At 64.7% G+C, this 17,299-nt stretch carries 15 protein-coding genes; 4 read left to right on the forward strand and 11 right to left on the reverse strand.

The features are described from left to right. Positions 1-544: 544 nt before the first annotated feature. The 4 genes from QB898_RS04345 to QB898_RS04365 form a co-directional block, all read right to left on the reverse strand. The gene (locus QB898_RS04345) at positions 545-1,852 is read right to left on the reverse strand and encodes an O-antigen ligase family protein (RefSeq protein WP_279523948.1); all 1,308 of its coding nucleotides are present in this window, start codon (positions 1,850-1,852) and stop codon (positions 545-547) included. Further along, positions 1,852-3,720 (reverse strand): glycosyltransferase, encoded by a 1,869-nt coding sequence (locus QB898_RS13325; protein ID WP_346429798.1) that lies wholly within the window; start codon positions 3,718-3,720, stop codon positions 1,852-1,854. Before QB898_RS13325 ends, QB898_RS04345 begins: the two co-directional genes overlap by 1 nt. A 235-nt stretch (positions 3,721-3,955) precedes the next feature. After that, positions 3,956-4,174 carry a zinc-finger domain-containing protein gene (locus QB898_RS04360; protein ID WP_050715012.1) on the reverse strand — a complete coding sequence of 73 codons (219 nt, stop codon included), beginning with the start codon at positions 4,172-4,174 and terminating at the stop codon, positions 3,956-3,958. A gap of 24 nt (positions 4,175-4,198) precedes the next feature. Beyond that, positions 4,199-5,137, reverse strand: a complete 939-nt coding sequence (locus QB898_RS04365; protein WP_102284553.1) for a branched-chain amino acid transaminase — start codon at positions 5,135-5,137, stop codon at positions 4,199-4,201. Positions 5,138-5,562: 425 nt separating this feature from the next. Here QB898_RS04365 and QB898_RS04370 point away from each other — a divergent pair, with 425 nt between their 5' ends. The 4 genes from QB898_RS04370 (at position 5,563) to lptC (ending at position 9,651) form a co-directional block, all read left to right on the forward strand. Then, positions 5,563-7,278, forward strand: coding sequence for an AmpG family muropeptide MFS transporter (locus QB898_RS04370; protein ID WP_428982726.1), 1,716 nt, complete (start codon positions 5,563-5,565; stop codon positions 7,276-7,278). 144 nt (positions 7,279-7,422) lie between these two features. Beyond that, positions 7,423-8,403, forward strand: a complete 981-nt coding sequence (locus QB898_RS04375) for a KpsF/GutQ family sugar-phosphate isomerase (protein WP_279523949.1) — start codon at positions 7,423-7,425, stop codon at positions 8,401-8,403. A gap of 19 nt (positions 8,404-8,422) precedes the next feature. Then, entirely contained in the window at positions 8,423-9,040 is a 618-nt protein-coding gene (locus QB898_RS04380; protein ID WP_279523950.1) for a KdsC family phosphatase, read from the forward strand. Next, complete coding sequence (gene lptC, locus QB898_RS04385; RefSeq protein WP_279523951.1) at positions 9,037-9,651, forward strand: LPS export ABC transporter periplasmic protein LptC; 615 nt, start codon at positions 9,037-9,039, stop codon at positions 9,649-9,651. Before QB898_RS04380 ends, lptC begins: the two co-directional genes overlap by 4 nt. A 230-nt stretch (positions 9,652-9,881) precedes the next feature. On the opposite strand, the gene QB898_RS04390 is transcribed toward lptC, so the two are convergent. The 7 genes from QB898_RS04390 to QB898_RS04420 all read right to left on the reverse strand — a co-directional run bounded on the left by QB898_RS04390 (position 9,882) and on the right by QB898_RS04420 (position 17,283). Next, complete coding sequence (locus QB898_RS04390) at positions 9,882-10,454, reverse strand: redoxin domain-containing protein (RefSeq protein ID WP_279523952.1); 573 nt, start codon at positions 10,452-10,454, stop codon at positions 9,882-9,884. Between the two features lie 224 nt (positions 10,455-10,678). Beyond that, positions 10,679-11,557 carry a class I SAM-dependent methyltransferase gene (locus QB898_RS04395; protein WP_279523953.1) on the reverse strand — a complete coding sequence of 293 codons (879 nt, stop codon included), beginning with the start codon at positions 11,555-11,557 and terminating at the stop codon, positions 10,679-10,681. A gap of 229 nt (positions 11,558-11,786) precedes the next feature. Beyond that, entirely contained in the window at positions 11,787-13,064 is a 1,278-nt protein-coding gene (locus tag QB898_RS04400) for an ABC transporter ATP-binding protein (RefSeq protein ID WP_279523954.1), read from the reverse strand. 11 nt (positions 13,065-13,075) lie between these two features. After that, positions 13,076-13,876, reverse strand: coding sequence for an ABC transporter permease (locus QB898_RS04405; protein WP_279523955.1), 801 nt, complete (start codon positions 13,874-13,876; stop codon positions 13,076-13,078). A 46-nt stretch (positions 13,877-13,922) separates the two neighbouring features. Then, complete coding sequence (locus tag QB898_RS04410) at positions 13,923-14,930, reverse strand: peptidylprolyl isomerase (RefSeq protein WP_279523956.1); 1,008 nt, start codon at positions 14,928-14,930, stop codon at positions 13,923-13,925. Between the two features lie 138 nt (positions 14,931-15,068). After that, positions 15,069-16,700: a hypothetical protein gene (locus QB898_RS04415; RefSeq protein ID WP_279523957.1), complete on the reverse strand. Its 1,632-nt coding sequence runs from the start codon at positions 16,698-16,700 to the stop codon at positions 15,069-15,071. Positions 16,701-16,869: 169 nt separating this feature from the next. Next, entirely contained in the window at positions 16,870-17,283 is a 414-nt protein-coding gene (locus QB898_RS04420) for a hypothetical protein (RefSeq protein ID WP_156304030.1), read from the reverse strand. Between the last annotated feature and the right edge of the window lie 16 nt (positions 17,284-17,299).

Here is a 17,299-nt window from a genome sequence, read left to right on the forward strand (position 1 = left end):
GAATCACTCATAGAAAGGGAAAAGCGCAGCTACAAAAAAGAGTGCGGCTGCGCACTCTTGAACACACTTTGACGCGCCGCTCATCGCTTCAAGAACGGCAGCAGGCTAAAGCGTGGATTTTGAAACGTAAACGAGAAATTATATTGATTTCGTTCCGCCAGCAGACGCGCCTTCTGCTCCCAAAAAACGGCTTTTCAGCGCTTGAACACCCACACCAGCGATCCCAGCACAAACGCCAGGCCGCCAGTCAGAGCGAAAAGAGTGGAAGTCATGCCGCAGGCTCCATCAGGAAGAGAAGACATTTAATGCAAATAAATTGCATTTACGCAAGTCTAGCACGGAGCCTGCCGTTTCAATACGCGCGTATTCCGAATAGCCTCATGACATCAGGCAGATCGTTCTGGCCTCTAAAAAGCGATTTGCGGCGCTGATTTCATCAAGAGGCCGTCTGCCTTGAGGCTCAAACCAGCGCCTTGAGCAGGCGCGCTTGGTACATGCCTCTCTGTCAAAGCTGGGGCGCCCCTATCCAGCCAGCGCGGCTGACTCAAGCAGGCAAAGCGCGCTGCATGCGCCACTGGCAACCATTGGACTGCGCCTGATTGGATGTCCGCGCCAGCTCCAGCAACGCACCGTGCAGCAAGGCCAGCATGAACAGATAGAACAGATTGCCGCTGTTATGCGAAAAAAAGACCTGTGTCAGGCCAAAGCCCATGTAAGCCATGACGAGGGCAACGCCCGCCAGCCGCAGGGTAAAGGCGCGGCGGCGAGCGGCGGCAGGAGCGGCCTGCTGCCGCTCGCGGGTGGGCCAGAACACGGCCAGCGGCACGGCGTAGAAAGCCAGCACGGCGAGCGCGCCCGCCAACCCCCGGCGCACGAAAGCATCCAGCACTTCGTTGTGGGCATGGCTGAAGCGCAGCACCGAGGGCGGTGCCTGACCACGTTCGACGAGGGCCTGCTTTTCCCGTTCATAACCCGCGCGGCCCCAGCCCCACAGAGGTTTTTGCAGACCCATGCGCCAGGCCATTTGCCAGTGCGCAAAGCGATGGCCCACGGAGGTATCGGCCTGCTCGGTTTCCATGAATTGCTGCGTTTCCTGCGCAGCGGTTTCCATACGCTCCAGCAAAGGCGTTTGCAGGGTGAGCGCGAGGGCGGCCAGCCCCGCGAGCAAGGCGGCGGCGCTGGCCTTGAGGGCGCGCGCGGGCAGGTGGCGCGCCATCAGCGCGGCCAGCACGGGCAACAGCAGCGCCAGCGCCAGCCAGCCGCCGCGCGTTTGCGACAGCAGCGAGGCCAGCAGCCCCATGAAAGCGCCGCCTGCCAGCGCGGCGCGCTGCCAGCGCGGCCACGTCTGCCAAAGCGCGGCCAGGCCCAGCAGACACAACAGGCCCAGCAGCAGGCTGAGGTCGCCATACTGGATGGCGTTGGTGTAGCCTGTGGCACGGGGCAGGCGCTGAACAAAGGTTTGCCACAGGGCAATGCCGCCCGCGCCCCAGGCCCCGGCGGCCATGCCGTTCCACAGCGCCGCCACGCTGGGGCCGCGCCAGGCCAGCATGAACAGGCACGGCAGCGCGGCGATGTATTTGGCCGGGCGGTCCAGCGCCGCGCCGTCTTGCAGACCGGTTTCAGCCAGAAAGTAGCAGGCCATGCCGCACATGGCCGCCGCCAGCGCCCAGGTGCTGGCCGCCACGCGGGCGCGCCGCCACTGCGGCCAAGTGAGCAAGGCCAGCAGCAGCAGCCATGCCGCGCCCCACGAATAGCCCGAAGGCAGCCACAAAGCCAGCCCCGGCACCATGAAAGCGCCCAGCCGGATGCCGGCGGGAATGCTTTTTTCCAGGGCGCGGCGCAGAGGCGGCATCAGCGGCGCACGCACTCGGTCAGGTGCGCGGCATCGTATTTGAGCGCGGCATAGCGGAAGAACGACTCCTGCGCCACGATGTAGCAAAAGAGAAAGCCTTCGCCGCCGCACAGAAAGCCGCGCCGCAGCACGTAAAGGCGCAAGAAAATGGACAAGGCCGATCCCAGCCCGCGCAGCACGCCGCCCTTTTTGCCCTGGCGCGCGCGCTTGGCCGCGCCCAGCATGGCGTATTGCGTGAGCTTTTCCAGGCTGCCGCGCACGGTTTCGCGCGAGTGGTGCAGCAGCTTGGCCTTGAGCAGGCGGTGCGGCAGGCCGGCGCGCGTGACGGCATGCTCGTGCACCGCGCCTTCATAGCGCAGCAGCGAGGCAGTTTTGAACAGGCGCACCACGCCGCCGGTGGATTTCATCAGCGTCAGCGGCCGCCCATAGGCCACCTGCTCCCACAGCACTTCCCAAATGGCGTCGTCGCCGCTGGCGGCCACGGCCTGGATTTCAGCGCGCAGATCGGGGCCGATTTCTTCGTCGGCATCCAGAAAGAAGATGTATTCGGCCTGGCAGGCGGCAATCTGGTGGTTGCGCTGGGGGCCAAAGCCGCGCCAGTCGGGCCGGTGCACGATTTGCGCGCCCATGCGCTCGGCAATGGCGCAAGTCTGGTCGGTAGAGCCGCTGTCCACCACCACCACCTGGTCGGCAAAGGCGGCGCTGCGCAGGCAGTTTTCGATATGGCGCTCTTCATTGAGCGTGAGCACGGCAATGCACAGCGTGCCCTTGCCCAGCGGCGGCTCGCTCCAGCGCGGCGCGTCAAAGGCGGAGGCTGCACGATCGGGAACGTGACCCGCCTGCGGAACAAATGCCTGGTCTGGCGCCAGGTTGCGATGCAGCGTGAGGGCTTGTGGCATGTCGGATTCGTGATCGTGGTTGGAAGGCTGCGCCGGAGCAGCAAGCGACAGCAGGCCGCGCTGCCAGCGCCAGTCCCAGGCGCCGCGCAGGCGGCCCCACATGCGGGCCACCAGGCCCGGCTTGGGCAGCAGCAGGCGCACTGGCAGCGAAAGGGCCGTGCCCAGCAGCAGCCGCCAGCGCAGGCGCAGAGCTTGTGCCTGCCCCATGTGGCGGCCCGAAAAAATGAGTTTCGACTGTGCGTGGTGGTAACCGCGCAGATATTCGGCCCGCCAGGGGCGCTGGCCCCGCACCGAGCCGCGCGAGCGGTGGCGCGCCCGCACCTGCGGCGCAATGATCATGGGCCGCCGGGCCTGCTTCAGGCGCAGGCACAGGTCATCGTCTTCGTAGTAGAGAAAAAAGCGCTCGTCAAACCAGCCCACGTCGGTAAAACGCTCCATGCGCCAGAGCATGGCCGCGCCGCAAACAAAGCCCACGCAGCACTCGCCCACGGCGCCCGCGCCCCTGGCAGGCCAGTCGGTCAGGGCGAAGCGGTAGTTCACCTCCGCGCCGCCGCCCGCTTCCACCAGCTGGGGGGCGACGATGGCGGCGTCCGGCCAGCGGCGGGCGGCTTCCAGCAGGTCGGCAATGGCCTGCGGCTGCATGTCGCAGTCGGGATTGAGCAGCAAGGCAAAGGGCGTGGCCACCTGCGCCAGCCCCCGGTTGTTGGCCGCGCCAAAGCCCAGGTTGCGCGGCAGCGCCAGCACGCGCGCCTGCGGCAGGTGGCGGCTGACTTGCTGCGCCGAGCCGTCGTCGCTGCCGTTGTCCACCACGATGACATGCGGGCACGCACGCAGCAGCGCGCCCTGCCGCGCAAAGCAGTGCGCGCTGTTGTAGCTGACCATGACGATGGTGACTTGCGCCAGCGCGGCAGAAAGCGCGGCGGCGTCTGCGTCGGCAGGTGCGGGGGCAGGAGCCTGGCTTGCTTGCAATTGATTTCACAAAAATGCCGCCGCAGGGGCGCTGCGGCGGCGGGGTGACGGGCGGATGAGGTTGGGGCGCTTTTGAAAACGGCCCGGAAACCGGGCCGCAGAAACCGCGCCATGGCAGGGGATTTTTGCTCCTTGATTCATAGCTGGAAGTCCCCGCCAAATGTGCGCAAGAGCCGTTTTTTATAGCCTGAATTTGCTCCTATTTCTGAGGCGCGATGCCGCATGCCGGGAGCTTTCAGTGCCCGCTTTTGAAAACCTCTCCCTCCTTGAGGCGGTAGATGCGCCCGCAATAAGCGCAGTGCGCCTCGCGCTGGTGCGAGAGGTCCAGGTACACGCGCGGGTGCATGTTCCACAGCTGCATGTTGGCCTTGGGGTTGGGGCAGCAGGTGCTGCCTTCGTGGCTGAGGTCGGCAACGGACAGCTCGACGACTTCGGGCGTGGCGATCTGGCTCATGGCTTGGGCGCTCCGGCAAGGGGGTCAGACGGCGCTCAGCCAGTGGGCGTAACGGGCGTTTTTGCCGCCCACGATGTCGAAGAAGGCGCTCTGGATTTTTTCCGTCACCGGCCCGCGCTGGCCTGCGCCCAGCGTCACGCGGTCCAGCTCGCGGATGGGCGTGACTTCCGCCGCCGTGCCCGTGAAAAAGGCTTCGTCGGCGATATACACCTCATCGCGCGTGATGCGCTTTTGCACTACTTCCAGCCCCAGGTCTTTGGCGATATGGAACACCGTGTTGCGCGTGATGCCGTTAAGCGCCCCGGCAGACAAATCGGGCGTGTAAATCACGCCATCCTTGACGATGAAGACGTTCTCGCCCGAGCCTTCGCTCACGAAGCCCGCCGTGTCCAGCAGCAACGCTTCGTCATAGCCATCGTCTGTGGCCTCCATGTTGGCGAGGATGGAATTGGTGTAGTTGCTCACCGCCTTGGCCTGCGTCATGGTGATGTTCACATGGTGGCGCGCGTAGCTGCTGGTCTTGACGCGGATGCCGCGCGCCAGGCCATCAGCGCCCAGGTAGGCGCCCCAGGGCCAGGCCGCCACCATCACATGCACCTTGTTGCCCCTGGGGCTGACGCCCAGTTTTTCGGAACCCAGCCACACCAGCGGGCGGATGTAGCCGCTTTTCAGGCCATTGGCGCGGATGACCTGCTTTTGCGCCTCATTGACCTGCTCCTCGGTGAAAGGCATTTGTATGCGCAGCACCTTGGCGCTGTTGAACAGCCGGCGGGTGTGCTCCGGCAGGCGGAAGATGGCCGTGCCGCTGGCGGTTTCATAGGCGCGCACGCCTTCAAACACGCCACAGCCATAGTGCAGGGTGTGGGTGAGCACGTGGACCTTGGCTTCACGCCAGTCCACCAGCTGGCCGTCCAGCCAGATCTTGCCGTCGTGGTCGTCCAGGGAAGGGACGGGTGTGCTCATGGGAGTGTCCTTTTTGCAGGTGTCGTAACAAAACTGCAAATTGTAGGCGCGCCCTGCGGCGGCAGGCCCCGCAAGGCAGGCAAAGGCGAGCCTCAAACCGCGCCGCAGAAAAAGCGCCATCCCGCGCGCTTTCCGGCCTTCAGGTTTTCTGCGCGCTGCTTTTCGCATCTTTTCTGAACCTGCACAGAGTCTGGCCGAGAGGAACGAAAGAGCGGATCGGGGTGGACTGCAAGGCCCAAGAGCGTCCAAAGCCGCGCCTTTCGCACTCGCAGGCACCCGCAGGCAGGCTTGACACAGGCTTTCAGGCGGCATGTTTGCCAGGGCCAGCGCGGCGCGGCGGCATGCCAGCATGGCTCCGGATAATTGCCCGCCACTTTTTCTCCACGCCCTTTCTACGGCCTCTCCCGCGTTTGCGGCCTGCCCTGATGCCCGCCTTCCCGCCTTTCTTGTTCCCCCGATCATGGGCCAGCCGCCTGCGCGCCCGTTTGCGCACCATGATGCAGCCCATGAGCCTGCGCATGCTGGCGCTGGGCTTTGCGGCCGGGCTGCCGCTGCTGCTGGTGATGGGCACGCTCTCGTTCCGCCTGCGCGAGGCGGGAGTGGACCGGGCCACCATCAGCTATCTGAGCTGGGTGGGGCTGGCCTACGGCTTCAAATGGGTGTGGGCGCCGCTGGTGGACCGCCTGCCCGTGCCGCTGCTCACGCGCCGTCTGGGGCAGCGGCGCGGCTGGCTGCTGCTGGGGCAGCTGGGCGTGATGGCGGGGCTGGCAGGCATGGCGCTGGCCCATCCGCAAAACGGCCTGCACATGGTGGCCTGGTGCGCGCTGGCGGTGGCTTGTGCTTCGGCCACGCAAGACATTGCGCTGGATGCCTGGCGCATCGAATCGGCCCCGGCGCAGCAGCAGCCGCTGCTGGCCGCCAGCTACCAGACAGGCTACCGCTTGGCCATGATCTGGGCGGGCGCCGGCGCGCTGTGGCTGGCGGGCGCGGCGCAAGACACGTCCGCGCTCGCTTCCGCCAGCGCCTCTGCCAACGCCTCCGCCAGCGGGTATGACAACGCGGGCTGGCGCCGCGCCTATCTGGTCATGGCCGCCTCCATGCTGGTGGGCGTGGGCACGCTGCTGCTCGCGCCCGAGCCGGCGGCCACCACGCAGCGCGGCATGGCCGATCGCGCCCAGTGGCTGCGCGCCGTGCGCCGTGTGGCCGCGCGAGGCGTGCCGCTGGCGGCGCTGGCGGCGGCTTCGCTGTGGGCGCTGCTGCTGGCCAGCCTGGCGGGCGCGGCCACAGGCGCGGGCTGGGTGGCGGCTGTGCAAGGCTGGGGGCAGGCGCAGGCAGCGGCGCTGCTGCCCTTGACGGGGACGGCCTGGGCCGCCCGGGCCTCTGTCTGGCCGCAAATGGCCGTGGCGGCTCTGGCGGCGGCCCTCACCTGGGCGGGCGCGAAGGGGCGCGGCCCGCGCTGGCGGCCCGCCGCGCGCAGCCGCGCGGCGCTGGCGCTGGCCTGGGGGCAGGCGAGCTTTGTGGCCCCGTTCGCCGATTTCTTTGGCCGCCACGGCCGGCAGGCGCTGCTGCTGCTGGCGCTCATCGGCACTTACCGCATCAGCGACACGGTGATGGGCATCATGGCCAATCCTTTTTACGTGGACATGGCCTACACCAAGGATGAAGTGGCCGCCGTCAGCAAGACCTGGGGGCTGGTGATGACGCTGCTGGGCGCTTTCGTGGGCGGCGGCCTGGCGCTGCGCTTTGGCGTGATGCGCATCCTCATGCTGGGGGCGCTGCTGTCGTCGCTGAGCAATCTGCTTTTCGCCTGGCTGGCAGGCTACGGCCACAGCGTGGCGGCGCTGGCGGCGGTGGTGTCGGCGGACAACCTGGCCTCGGGCCTGGCCTCGGCCGCCTTCGTGGGCTACCTGAGCAGCCTGACCAGCCTGGGCTACTCGGCCACGCAGTACGCGCTGTTTTCCTCGCTCATGCTGCTGGGGCCGAAGCTGCTGGCGGGTTTTTCGGGGCACTACGTCAATGCCTTTGGCTACGCGAACTTCTTCACCGCCACCGCCCTGCTGGGGCTGCCGGTGCTGGCGCTCGTCTGGCTGGCGCAGCGGGCGGAGAGTTCAAGGAAACAGGAGCAAATTCAGGCAGGCTGAAATGCCGTTTCGCGCAATTTCCACTAGGACCCCATGCTATGAATAGAGGAGCAAAAACATGCCGCTCTTTTCCTGCCCGCGCGCATCGCTTTGCGGCGCTCTGGCGGGCGGCTCTTGCAGCGCCGCTGCCTAGAATCTGCGCCCATGCATTTTTCTCCCGAACAAGCGCTGCGGCTGGCGCGCGAGACGCTGGACATTGAATCGGCGGCCATTCTCGGCCTCAAAAACCGCCTGACACCGCAAGGCTTTGCGCGCGCCGTGGAGCTGATGCTGGCCTGCCAGGGGCGCGTGGTGGTCATGGGCATGGGCAAAAGCGGGCACGTGGGGCGCAAGGTGGCCGCCACGCTCGCTTCCACCGGCACGCCCGCGCTGTTCGTGCACCCGGCCGAGGCCAGCCACGGCGATCTGGGGATGATTCAGCCGCAAGACGTGGCGCTGGCCATTTCCAACAGCGGCGAAAGCGCCGAGCTGAACGCCATCTTGCCGCTCATCAAGCGCATGGGCGCGCCGCTGGTGGCCATGACGGGCCAGCCGCATTCCACGCTGGCCGGCTGCGCCGATGTGCTGCTCGACAGCGGCGTGGCCCGGGAAGCCTGCCCGCTCAACCTGGCCCCCACCGCCAGCACCACGGCCCAGCTGGCGCTGGGCGACGCGCTGGCCGTGGCGCTGCTGGATGCGCGCGGCTTCAAGGCCGAAGACTTCGCCCGCTCGCACCCCGGCGGCGCGCTGGGCCGCAAGCTGCTCACGCGCGTGGCGGACGTGATGCGCCAAGGCAGCGAAGTGCCGTGCGTGCCGCCCGAAGCCTCTTTCAGCGAGCTGATGCGCGAAATCAGCGCCAAGGGCCTGGGCGCGGCCGCCATTGCCGACACGCAAGGCCGCGCCATCGGCATCTTCACCGACGGCGATTTGCGCCGCCTGATCGAAACCGGGCGCGACTTGCGCCCCTTGACCGCGCGCGACGTGATGCACGCCAGCCCGCGCCACATCGCCCCCGCCGCCCTGGCCGCCGAAGCGGCCAAGCTCATGGAGCGCCACCGCATCAGCGTGCTGCTGGTGCAGGGCGACGAAGGCCGGCTGCAAGGCGTGGTCAGCAGCCACGACCTGATGCGCGCCAAAGTCATCTGAACCCGCACTGAAAGCCCGCATGAACGCCACCGCCTTTCTGACCTGGCCTGCCGAAACCCTGCTGCCCGCGCAAGGCATGCGCGTGGCCATTTTTGACGTGGACGGCGTGCTCACCGACGGCGGCCTGTATCTGGACGCCGGCGGCGAGCCGCTCAAGCGCTTTCACTCGCTGGACGGGCACGGCATCCGCCTGCTGCAACAGGCGGGCATCGCGCCCGTGGTCATTTCAGGCCGCGACTCGCCCGCGCTGCGCGCGCGCCTGGCCAGCCTGGGCCTGACGCGCCAGCGCCTGGGCGCAGAAAACAAGCTGCCCGCCGCCCAGGCCCTGCTGGCCGAAATGGGCTGCGGCTGGCGCGAAGCCGCCGTGATCGGCGACGACTGGCCCGATTTGCCCCTGCTGACGCGCGCCGCCTTCGCTTGCGCCCCGCCGGGCGCCCACCCCGAAGTGCTGGCGCGCGCGCACTACGTCACCCGCGCGGCGGGCGGCGCAGGCGCGGCCCGCGAGTTTTGCGATTTGCTGCTCACGGCCAGCGGCCACTACCGCCGCCTGCTGCAAGCCCAGCTGGATGCAGGCGGCGCGGAAAGCATCAGCGCAGCCGCAAGCGGAACCGAAGCTGAAAGCGGCCGCCCCGCATGATCAACCGCGCCCGCCTGCTGCGCCGCAGCCGAGACCACTTCTTCGCCTGGCTGCCCGCCCTCATGATGGGCGTGTTCGCCCTGGGCACCTGGTGGCTGGTGCGCAGCGCCCCGCAAATCGTGCCGCCCGCCGCGCAGCAAGCGCCCGCTGACGAGCCGGACTACTTCATGCGCGACTTCACCGTGCAAACCTTCGCGCCCGACGGGCAGCTGCGCACCCGCATCACCGGCGCGCAAGGCCGGCACTACCCCGCCACGCAAACCCTGCACGTGCGCACCCCCCGCCTGCAAGCCTGGGGAGAGGGCGGCGAACTCGCCACCGCCACCGCCGAAAGCGCCACCGCCAAAGACGACGGCAGCGAAGTCGAACTCATCGGCCACGCCCGCGTGGAACGCCAGGCCGCGCCCGCCAGCCAGGGTGCGCCCGCCATCGTCTTTGAAGGCGAACGCCTGCTGGCCTTCATCAACGACGAGCGCGTCATCTCGCATGAGCCTGTGCAAATCACGCGCGGGCCTGACCGCTTCACGGGCGACGCCTTTGAATACGACCGCGCCAGCGGCATCGCGCAACTCAAAGGCCGCGTGCGCGGCGCCATCGCCCCGCGCCGCTGACCGGGCCTTTTCTCGCTCCTTAATCCATAGCGATAGGTCCTGGTGGATATTGCGCGGCGCGGCATCTGAATCCCTTCAGATTCGCTCCTGTTTTTGGTTTGATTTGCCCAGGCGTGCAGCCCAGCGGCTTCGCCACAAGGCTGTATCAGAGCCAGACCGCAATCTGGCCGTGGGAGGCAGAAGGCGAATTGGGATGGGCAGACTTTGAACAGGCTCTCGGCCCCGGGCGTTCAGAAACGCTGCGCCCACCACAGCCGCAGGCGCATGGTAAGCGTGGGCGTGTAGCCCATGCTGGCCGCGCGTATTTGGCCCTCCGGGTCAATGACGATGAACGCGGGCACGCCGCTGATGCCCCAGGCGCGGGCAATGGCGCCATCTTCGTCCACGATGGTTGGCCAGCCGCCCAGGCCACGGCGCGCCAGCGTGCGGGCCACGGCTTGCCCGTCGCCGGAGCGGGTGGCCACCGTCAGCACGGGCCAGTTTTGCATCAGGCTGGATACGTGGCCCTGTTCCAGCCGGCAAATGGAGCACCACTCGGCCCAGAAGTGCACCGCCACGGCCCGCCCCGGATGGGCGGCGCGCCACTGCGCCAGCGTGAGCGCGCGCCCGTCGGGCAGCGTGCCCGCCAGCGCGGGCGCCATGCCGTCAGGCACATGCCGCGTTTGCCACGCGCCCACGGCCAGCAGCGCGGCGGCGAAGACGGCCAGCGACACCAGACGCCGCCGCCACCCGCGTTTGAGCCACTGGCAAAAGCGGGCGGGCCAGCGCGGGCGGGCGGCGGCAGCTTGAGCGGAATCGGTCATCAAGGAGCAAGAAGAAAAGCCACGGCGAAAGTCATCGCGGCACGGCATGAACGAAGGGCAAAGCGAAGGCAAAGAGCAGGAGGGCGCAATTTCGCTCTTTTAACGATAGCATGATGTCCTAGTGGAGACTGCGCGAAGCGGCATTTTTACCCCCTTAAATTCGCTCCTGTTTCTGATGCCGCCTGGCCTGTGTCTGCGGGCCATGACGGGCTTGGAACAGGCTTTCAGGCCGGCTTGTGAATGACCACGGCGTCCTGGTAATGCCAGAACCACGTGGGCGCAAAGCGCAGCAGCGCCATGCCGGGCAGGCACTCGGCCACGCGGGCGCGCACGAAACCTTCGCTGGTGAAGGTGGTGCCGTAGTCTTGCGCGTCAATTGCGGTGGATTCGCTGGAGGGCGCGAAGAAAAAGCCTTCGGCATCCAGCGCGACCTGCTGGCGGCGCGCCGCTTCCGCGCCGTGGGTGGTGAGGATGAGCAGGCCGCCGGGCGCGACCAGCTCGCCCAGCTTCGTCAGCCAAGGCCCCCAGCTGGCGCGCGGCAAGTGGCTGAATAGCGAGAGCGCGAACACCACTTCGTGCCGCCCGCGCCAGGCCAGCGCTTGCGGCTCGCGCGTGGAGACAAAGCCTTGCACGCCCAGCACATCGCGCGCGAATTGCACGGCGTCGGGCACCACGTCGGACACGGTGACTTTGCCCGCGCCCAGCGCCCGGGCCAGATGCCGCGTGAAGCGCCCGTGGCCGCTGGCAAATTCCAGAAAGCTCGCCACGCGCAGCAGGGGCCGGTCCACGCTTTCGAGCAGCAGCATCAGCTCCGAGAGCGTGCGCCAGCCATCGGCCAGGTAGTCGCGCAGCGGGTTGATGGAGGTGGGGTGGCCGTCAAAGAAGCGGTAGATGTCGTCTTGCGGCGAAATCTCGCAGTTCACGCCCATCCATTCGGCAAACGCGCCCGGCAGGCCGTGGCGTTCGATCAGGTTGTGCGCGGCCAGCCGCGTGGCCTCATGCTTGCGCGCCTGCACCAGCGCTTGGGCGGCAGCGGCGCGGTCGCCCGTTTGCAAGGCGGCCTGGCCCTGGGCGAGCCAGTCGGCGGGGGAAGATGAAGTCATGGCTGTGTTCCTTGCGAAAGACGCCCGAAGGCGCACAAAAGGCGCTTCAAAACCTTGTTCAGCGTCTGGCCGTGAGAGAGCGCAGATTGGGCTGAACGGCAACCACCGGCGGGCCTGATGCCCCCTTGCTGCCTGGCGAGGATTGGCAACGCCGCAGACCGCCCGCGTTCGCGCTTTTTGCGCCCACGGACGGACGTTGAACAGGTTCTGAGAGGCACTTGAAAAACGCTCATTCCCAGCGGTGCGGCAGGCGAACCAGGCCGGGCATCAGCGTAGGGGTGACGAAGCGGAAATGCAAAAACTGGAACCACTGCTCGTACACCACCAGGCCGCTGGCGTCAAACAAAAAGGCGCTGACCACGTATTCGCCGCTGTGCAAGGGCAAGTCGGGGAAGGTGAGCACGCTGCGCCAGAGGCCATCGCCCAGCGGCTGCGGGGCTGCGCCTTCCTCATGCGTGGCCAGCGAGGTAATGCCCACGCCGCGCGACTGCTCGATCATGAAACCCACGTTGGGCCGCTCCTGGCCGTGGCCGCGCACGGTGATGGTGGCGACAAGATCGCGCCCTTGCAGCAGGGGCGGCTCACCCTCGCCCAAATTGGCAATGTCCACCGAGATGATGCGCGCCGATGCGTCTGGCTGCGGCGGCGGGTAGGGCGACGCGGGCGGCGCGCTGCCAGCGGAGGGGGCATCAGCCGCGTTGCCTTCAACCGCCTTCGCGGGCGCTTTTGCTGCCTCTGCTTCTTCAGGCGGGGCATTGCGCAGGCGCGTGTGCATCTCGTAAGCGCCCAGCACTGGCTCGGTCGGGCCGAATTCCTTCACCTGCCCGCCATCCAGCCACAAGGCCACGTCGCACAGCGTGCGGATGTGGTAGGGGCTGTGCGAGCAAAACAAAATGGTGCAGCCGTTTTTCTTGAAGGCCGTGATGCGCTCCACGCATTTCTTCTGGAAATGCTGGTCGCCCACGGCCAGCGCTTCGTCGATGATGAGCACATCCGGCTGCACCGCCGTGACCAGCGCGAAAGCCAGCCGCACCGCCATGCCGGAGGAATAAGTCTTGACGGGGCGCGACATGGCTTCGCCCAGGCCTGCAAAAGCAACGATTTCAGGCTCCAGCCGCGCCATTTCCTCGTGGCTGATGCCAATCATGCTGCCGCCGAAATACAGGTTGTCGCGCCCGCTGAAATCAGGGTGAAAACCCGCGCCTAGCTCCAGAATGGCCGTGATGCGCCCCTGGCGCTCAATCCGGCCCTGCGTGGGCTGCAAAGTGCCCGCCAGCAGCTTGAGCAGCGAACTTTTGCCCGCGCCGTTGTCGCCGATCACGCCTATGCACTGACCGCGCCGCAGCTCGAATGACACATCGCGCAAGGCCCAGTGGCTCCTGTGCTGCGCCCGCCCGGTCAGCAGCGCCTTCAGGCGCTGGCGCGGCGAATCGTACAAACGGTATTCCTTGCCAAGGCCGCAGGCGCGCAGCACCACGGCATCTGCCGCGCCAGCCCCGCCGTTCATTCTTGAGCCGCTCACAGCCAGTCCACCAGTTGATCGCGCACGCGGCGCAAGGCCGCATTCAGCAGCCAGGCCAGCACAGCCAGCCAGACCAGCACAGCCAGCCAGGCCTGAGCAGGCGGCCATTGCCCCTGCAACAGCACGGCCTGATAGGACAGCACCCAGGCCGTCATGGGATTGAGCCACAGCAGCGCGCGCCAGCGCTCAGGAAACATGCTCATGGGAAACAGCACAGGCGCAGCGAACACGCCAATGGAAAACAGAAAACCCGCCACCTGCGCCACATCGCGCAACGCTGCCGTGAGCACAGCCAGCAAATAGCCCAGCAGCCAGGCCAGCGCCGCCTGCGCCAGCACCAGCGGCAGCAGCGCCGCCACGGCCCACGCGCCGTGATGCATGGGCCAGTAGGCCAGCGCCAGCGCCAGCTGCAAAGGCGCGAAAACCAGAGCGCTGGCCAGCACGGCGCGGGCCGGAAACAGCGCGGGCGGCAAGGGGTTTTTCTGCAGCAGCCCGCCCGCTTCAACCAGGCTGTTCATGGCGCGTTGCGTGGCGTCGCTGAACGCCATCCAGGCCAGCATGCCCACGATGAGAAAAGAACCCAGCCTCGGCGCCGCCGCGCCGCCTTCGGCCTGCCCGGCGCGCAAGGCAAACACCACGTCAAACACCAGGTAATAAGCCGCAATGCCCAGCGCGGGCTGCGCCCAGGCCCACAGCAGCCCGCCCGCCGAACCGGCAAAGCGCGCCTTCAGCTCGCGCAGCGTCAGCTGCCCCAGCAGGCAGCGCAAGCGCAGCAGGGCGCGGGCATCAGATAGCAAGGCGGCAAGCACAAGATCCGCTTTTCCTGGCACTCTGACCGTCTACTCACTTGCGCTGGCGCATCTTCTGTGCAGCCTCGAGTTCCATCTTGGTTGCTTCTGAGAAGGGCTTGGCTGCTGCCGACTCTATGGCGGCAACATCAAACTCAATGCCTTCCTGTGCTTGTTGCCATATGGTGCGGCGAATCTGTTCCTTGCGTTCCTGCAGCAGTTTTTGGATCAGCGCATCACGTTCATCCTCAAACTTAGGCTTTCCAGGAATTGCACGTTCAAGTAATTCGATGAGGTGGTAGCCAAAGTGCGTCTTGACCGGTGCGGACAAATCACCAGGCTTTTTCAAGGCAAATGCAGCTTGCTCAAATTCAGGCACCATTTTTCCTCTAGCAAACGCAGCCAGCTCCCCGCCTTGCTCTGCGCTCTTTCGGTCGTCTGAATATTGCTTGGCCAAACTCGAAAAATCTTCTCCCGCCTTGGCTCTTGCCAACAGCTCGCTGGCCAATGCCAAAGCCTGCTCGTCAGTCCTTCCAGCTTCAGCGCCTGAACGAATCAGCAAATGCCGCACATGCACTTTGGGCTGCGCTTCGTGGTTTGCCGTTTCGTTTTCAAAAACTGTTCGAGCATAAGGTTCCAATTTATCCAGTGCTGGCGCCTTGATGTCGGCTTGATGAATCATCCAGCTATCACTCAGTGCCCGCTGGGCTGCCAGTTGTTCAACACGCTTAACAGCTGCCTGCTGGTCATAGCCTGCGGCCCTCGCTTGCGCTGCCAGGTTTTTTTGCGTGTAGGCCGCCAGAGCCAACTGCTGGACACCGCTGGCGCTAGCCAATACCTCTTGCTGCTGTTCGATAGGCAACACCACACTGGCCAAGGCCCGCACGTCGCCCAAGCTGATTTCTCCAGCTGGACCACGCAACACCACCACATTGTCAGCAACAGGCGGTGCAACATTGGCTTGCTGAGCATTCGCCGGGTTACCCAGGGCGCAAACAGCTACTGCACAAGCCAGTACCGCAACTTTGAAAACCGCCAATTGCGACGCTTCTGTTTTCTGCATCTTTCACTTCCCAAGCATTAATTTAGCGCAAGCAAGCAGGATTACGCACTTGTGCCATTAAAAACAAAAGGCGGAGAAACCCCCGCCTTTTGTTTTTAATGGCAATACAGGGAATCCCCGTATTGCCAAACCTCACCATTAGAAGCCGTAACGGTGGGCAATCGCGTCGCCAAAGTTGCCGTTCGTCAGACCGTTGGTGAACGAAGTAGCGGCATAGCCCACCACTGGCACGCCAGAGACAGCCGAGCTACCCGTAGGCGTATTCAGACCCAGAGATGCCCAACCAGCAGTCACGTAGTCAGAAGCGTTCTTGACATTGACGCGAGCATTGGTCAGCTGAGCATTCAGGACTTTGGACGTATCGCTATTGAAGGACAGGGTAGCGACCTCACCGCAAATCGGCGCACTGCCAGCCACCACCAGCGGAGAGAAGTCGCCCGACGTCACTGCCTGGAACTCTTCACGGTCGGTACCGGAGAAGGAACCTTTAGCGCACAGGAAGTCGCCCAAGGCCAATGTACCCACGGTGCGGGCACTCACACTAAGATTACCACCCGTACCAGCCTTGTAATGCCTGTTAGTAGCTGGCAGAGCCGCATTCACCGGCAGATTCGCGCCACCAGTGGAGTAGGCCATTGCCGTTTGGTAACGACGCGTTGGCTGCGAGAACACCCAGTCTGTTGCGAACGGCACAGAAGCCGTAGAAGGTGTAGCCACAAACTCGTTCATGATAGTCTTGGCGGCCAGCGATTGAGACAAATCATGTGCGCGAGCTTGCGGGCTGGTATCGGCCTGCGTGTAGGGTGTCGAAAGGTCCGGCAAATCGAGCCACAGCGGAGGAACCAAAGCCGCCACAGCAGCATCCGGCGCATAGGAAACACCCTCAAACTCTGTGTTGCGGGTTACGCCAGCTTCGCCGCCCACCAGCAAGGGGTCAGCCGTATTGTCTGCAGCAGCAGCCGATGCATCAGCACCCATTTGGGGAGCAAAGAACAGACGAGCGGCCGCGTTGACACCCGTGCCATCAACAGCGCGGACAGAAGCGTGACCACCACCATAAGAAGTGATATTCAGGTTGTTGAAAATGGACCAATTACCAAACAATCCCCCTGTTGGGCGCTCCAGCCCATGATCAGCCGCATCCGAATACGCCACGACATCCGTATTCATCAGCTTAGACAATTCAGAAGACGTGCAAGGCGCCACACCGTCCTTATGCTTAATCGCTTTGAACAGATCAGTTCCTGGCTTGATGTTGGCCATGTTCAGGTATTCAACATAGCCTTCGCGCGTATGCAGAGCCTGCGCATCAGCGCTCAGCTTCTGGTCCAGGCGACTGGTACGGAAATCCACGCCATCAGTGCCCAGTTGACGAGGCAGCACACAAGTAGAGTCAGGCGACAGAATGCGGGAAACGCCTGTGAGGCTCGGCTCAATAGAAGCGGTCCACACGTCACCAGGAGACATCAGGACAGTAAAGTCCAGAATATCGTCAGAGTTGGCGGCGCCACGGAAGCGCACTTTCACGGCCTTACCGTTAGTCGTATCCGTATTAACCAGGCTAATCAGCGTCACATTGCCATTAACGGTGCTGAAATAAGGGGTGAACAGAACGTGACCCACGCCACCCGACTGAACACCACCCATCACTGTAGCAGGAACACTAGCAACAGCATCATCTTGAACGATGATGGCGTGCGCGGAGGAAACAAAACCCAGACCACCAGCGAGAGTTGCGGCGGCACTCAGGGCCAAGAGGCTTTTCTTCATAGCTATGACTCCATAAAAAGGAAAGATTGCAACACCCAAGAGACGATCTTGGTAATGCACTACGAATCCTATCATAGGAGCTGGGACTGAAATCAAGCTTCTTTGCATTGTTTTCCGTCCAGCGTGATTTTTTTGCTACACCACCACAGCGAAGATCTGCACGAATGCGTCACAGCTTCTCATACAGCCACCACTGACCATCTTCGCGCACCCAGCGCTCATCCACATACGTATTGACTTCCGGAATCTTGGCTGCGAACAGGGGCACGCGCATCTTTGTAGTGATGCGCACCTTGACCTTGCAGACGCTTGGCTCGCAAGTGACCTCATGGATGATTGCGTTCGTCCACGCACCGGCGCTGCCAAAGCGTTTACCGTAGTCCTGCGGGGAGACAAGGTTGCGATAAGAAGGCATCAGATATTCCCACGCCTGCTGGTAATCCTTGGCAATGAGGTGCTTCCAACGCGCCTCTGCGCGCTGCGCCACCTGCTGTTCTGGTGTTTGCTGTGGGTTGCTGGCACAGGCTGTCAGCAGCATAGCAATGATCAGAAATCCTGTTTTCATAAATGACACTGTTCTCATGGACTCTCCAAAAATG

Origin of the sequence: Ottowia cancrivicina (assembly GCF_029813755.1) — a bacterium.
Classification (GTDB): domain Bacteria; phylum Pseudomonadota; class Gammaproteobacteria; order Burkholderiales; family Burkholderiaceae_C; genus Ottowia; species Ottowia massiliensis.

Coding starts and splice junctions, on each gene's coding strand:
- QB898_RS04345 (WP_279523948.1), bottom strand. CDS start 1,852: ATGCCGCCTCTGCGCCGCGCCCTGGAAAAAAGCATTCCCGCCGGCATC.
- QB898_RS04360 (WP_050715012.1), bottom strand. CDS start 4,174: ATGAGCCAGATCGCCACGCCCGAAGTCGTCGAGCTGTCCGTTGCCGAC.
- QB898_RS04365 (WP_102284553.1), bottom strand. CDS start 5,137: ATGAGCACACCCGTCCCTTCCCTGGACGACCACGACGGCAAGATCTGG.
- QB898_RS04370 (WP_428982726.1), top strand. CDS start 5,563: ATGCCCGCCTTCCCGCCTTTCTTGTTCCCCCGATCATGGGCCAGCCGC.
- QB898_RS04375 (WP_279523949.1), top strand. CDS start 7,423: ATGCATTTTTCTCCCGAACAAGCGCTGCGGCTGGCGCGCGAGACGCTG.
- QB898_RS04380 (WP_279523950.1), top strand. CDS start 8,423: ATGAACGCCACCGCCTTTCTGACCTGGCCTGCCGAAACCCTGCTGCCC.
- lptC (WP_279523951.1), top strand. CDS start 9,037: ATGATCAACCGCGCCCGCCTGCTGCGCCGCAGCCGAGACCACTTCTTC.
- QB898_RS04390 (WP_279523952.1), bottom strand. CDS start 10,454: ATGACCGATTCCGCTCAAGCTGCCGCCGCCCGCCCGCGCTGGCCCGCC.
- QB898_RS04395 (WP_279523953.1), bottom strand. CDS start 11,557: ATGACTTCATCTTCCCCCGCCGACTGGCTCGCCCAGGGCCAGGCCGCC.
- QB898_RS04400 (WP_279523954.1), bottom strand. CDS start 13,064: ATGAACGGCGGGGCTGGCGCGGCAGATGCCGTGGTGCTGCGCGCCTGC.
- QB898_RS04410 (WP_279523956.1), bottom strand. CDS start 14,930: ATGCAGAAAACAGAAGCGTCGCAATTGGCGGTTTTCAAAGTTGCGGTA.
- QB898_RS04415 (WP_279523957.1), bottom strand. CDS start 16,700: ATGAAGAAAAGCCTCTTGGCCCTGAGTGCCGCCGCAACTCTCGCTGGT.
- QB898_RS04420 (WP_156304030.1), bottom strand. CDS start 17,283: ATGAGAACAGTGTCATTTATGAAAACAGGATTTCTGATCATTGCTATG.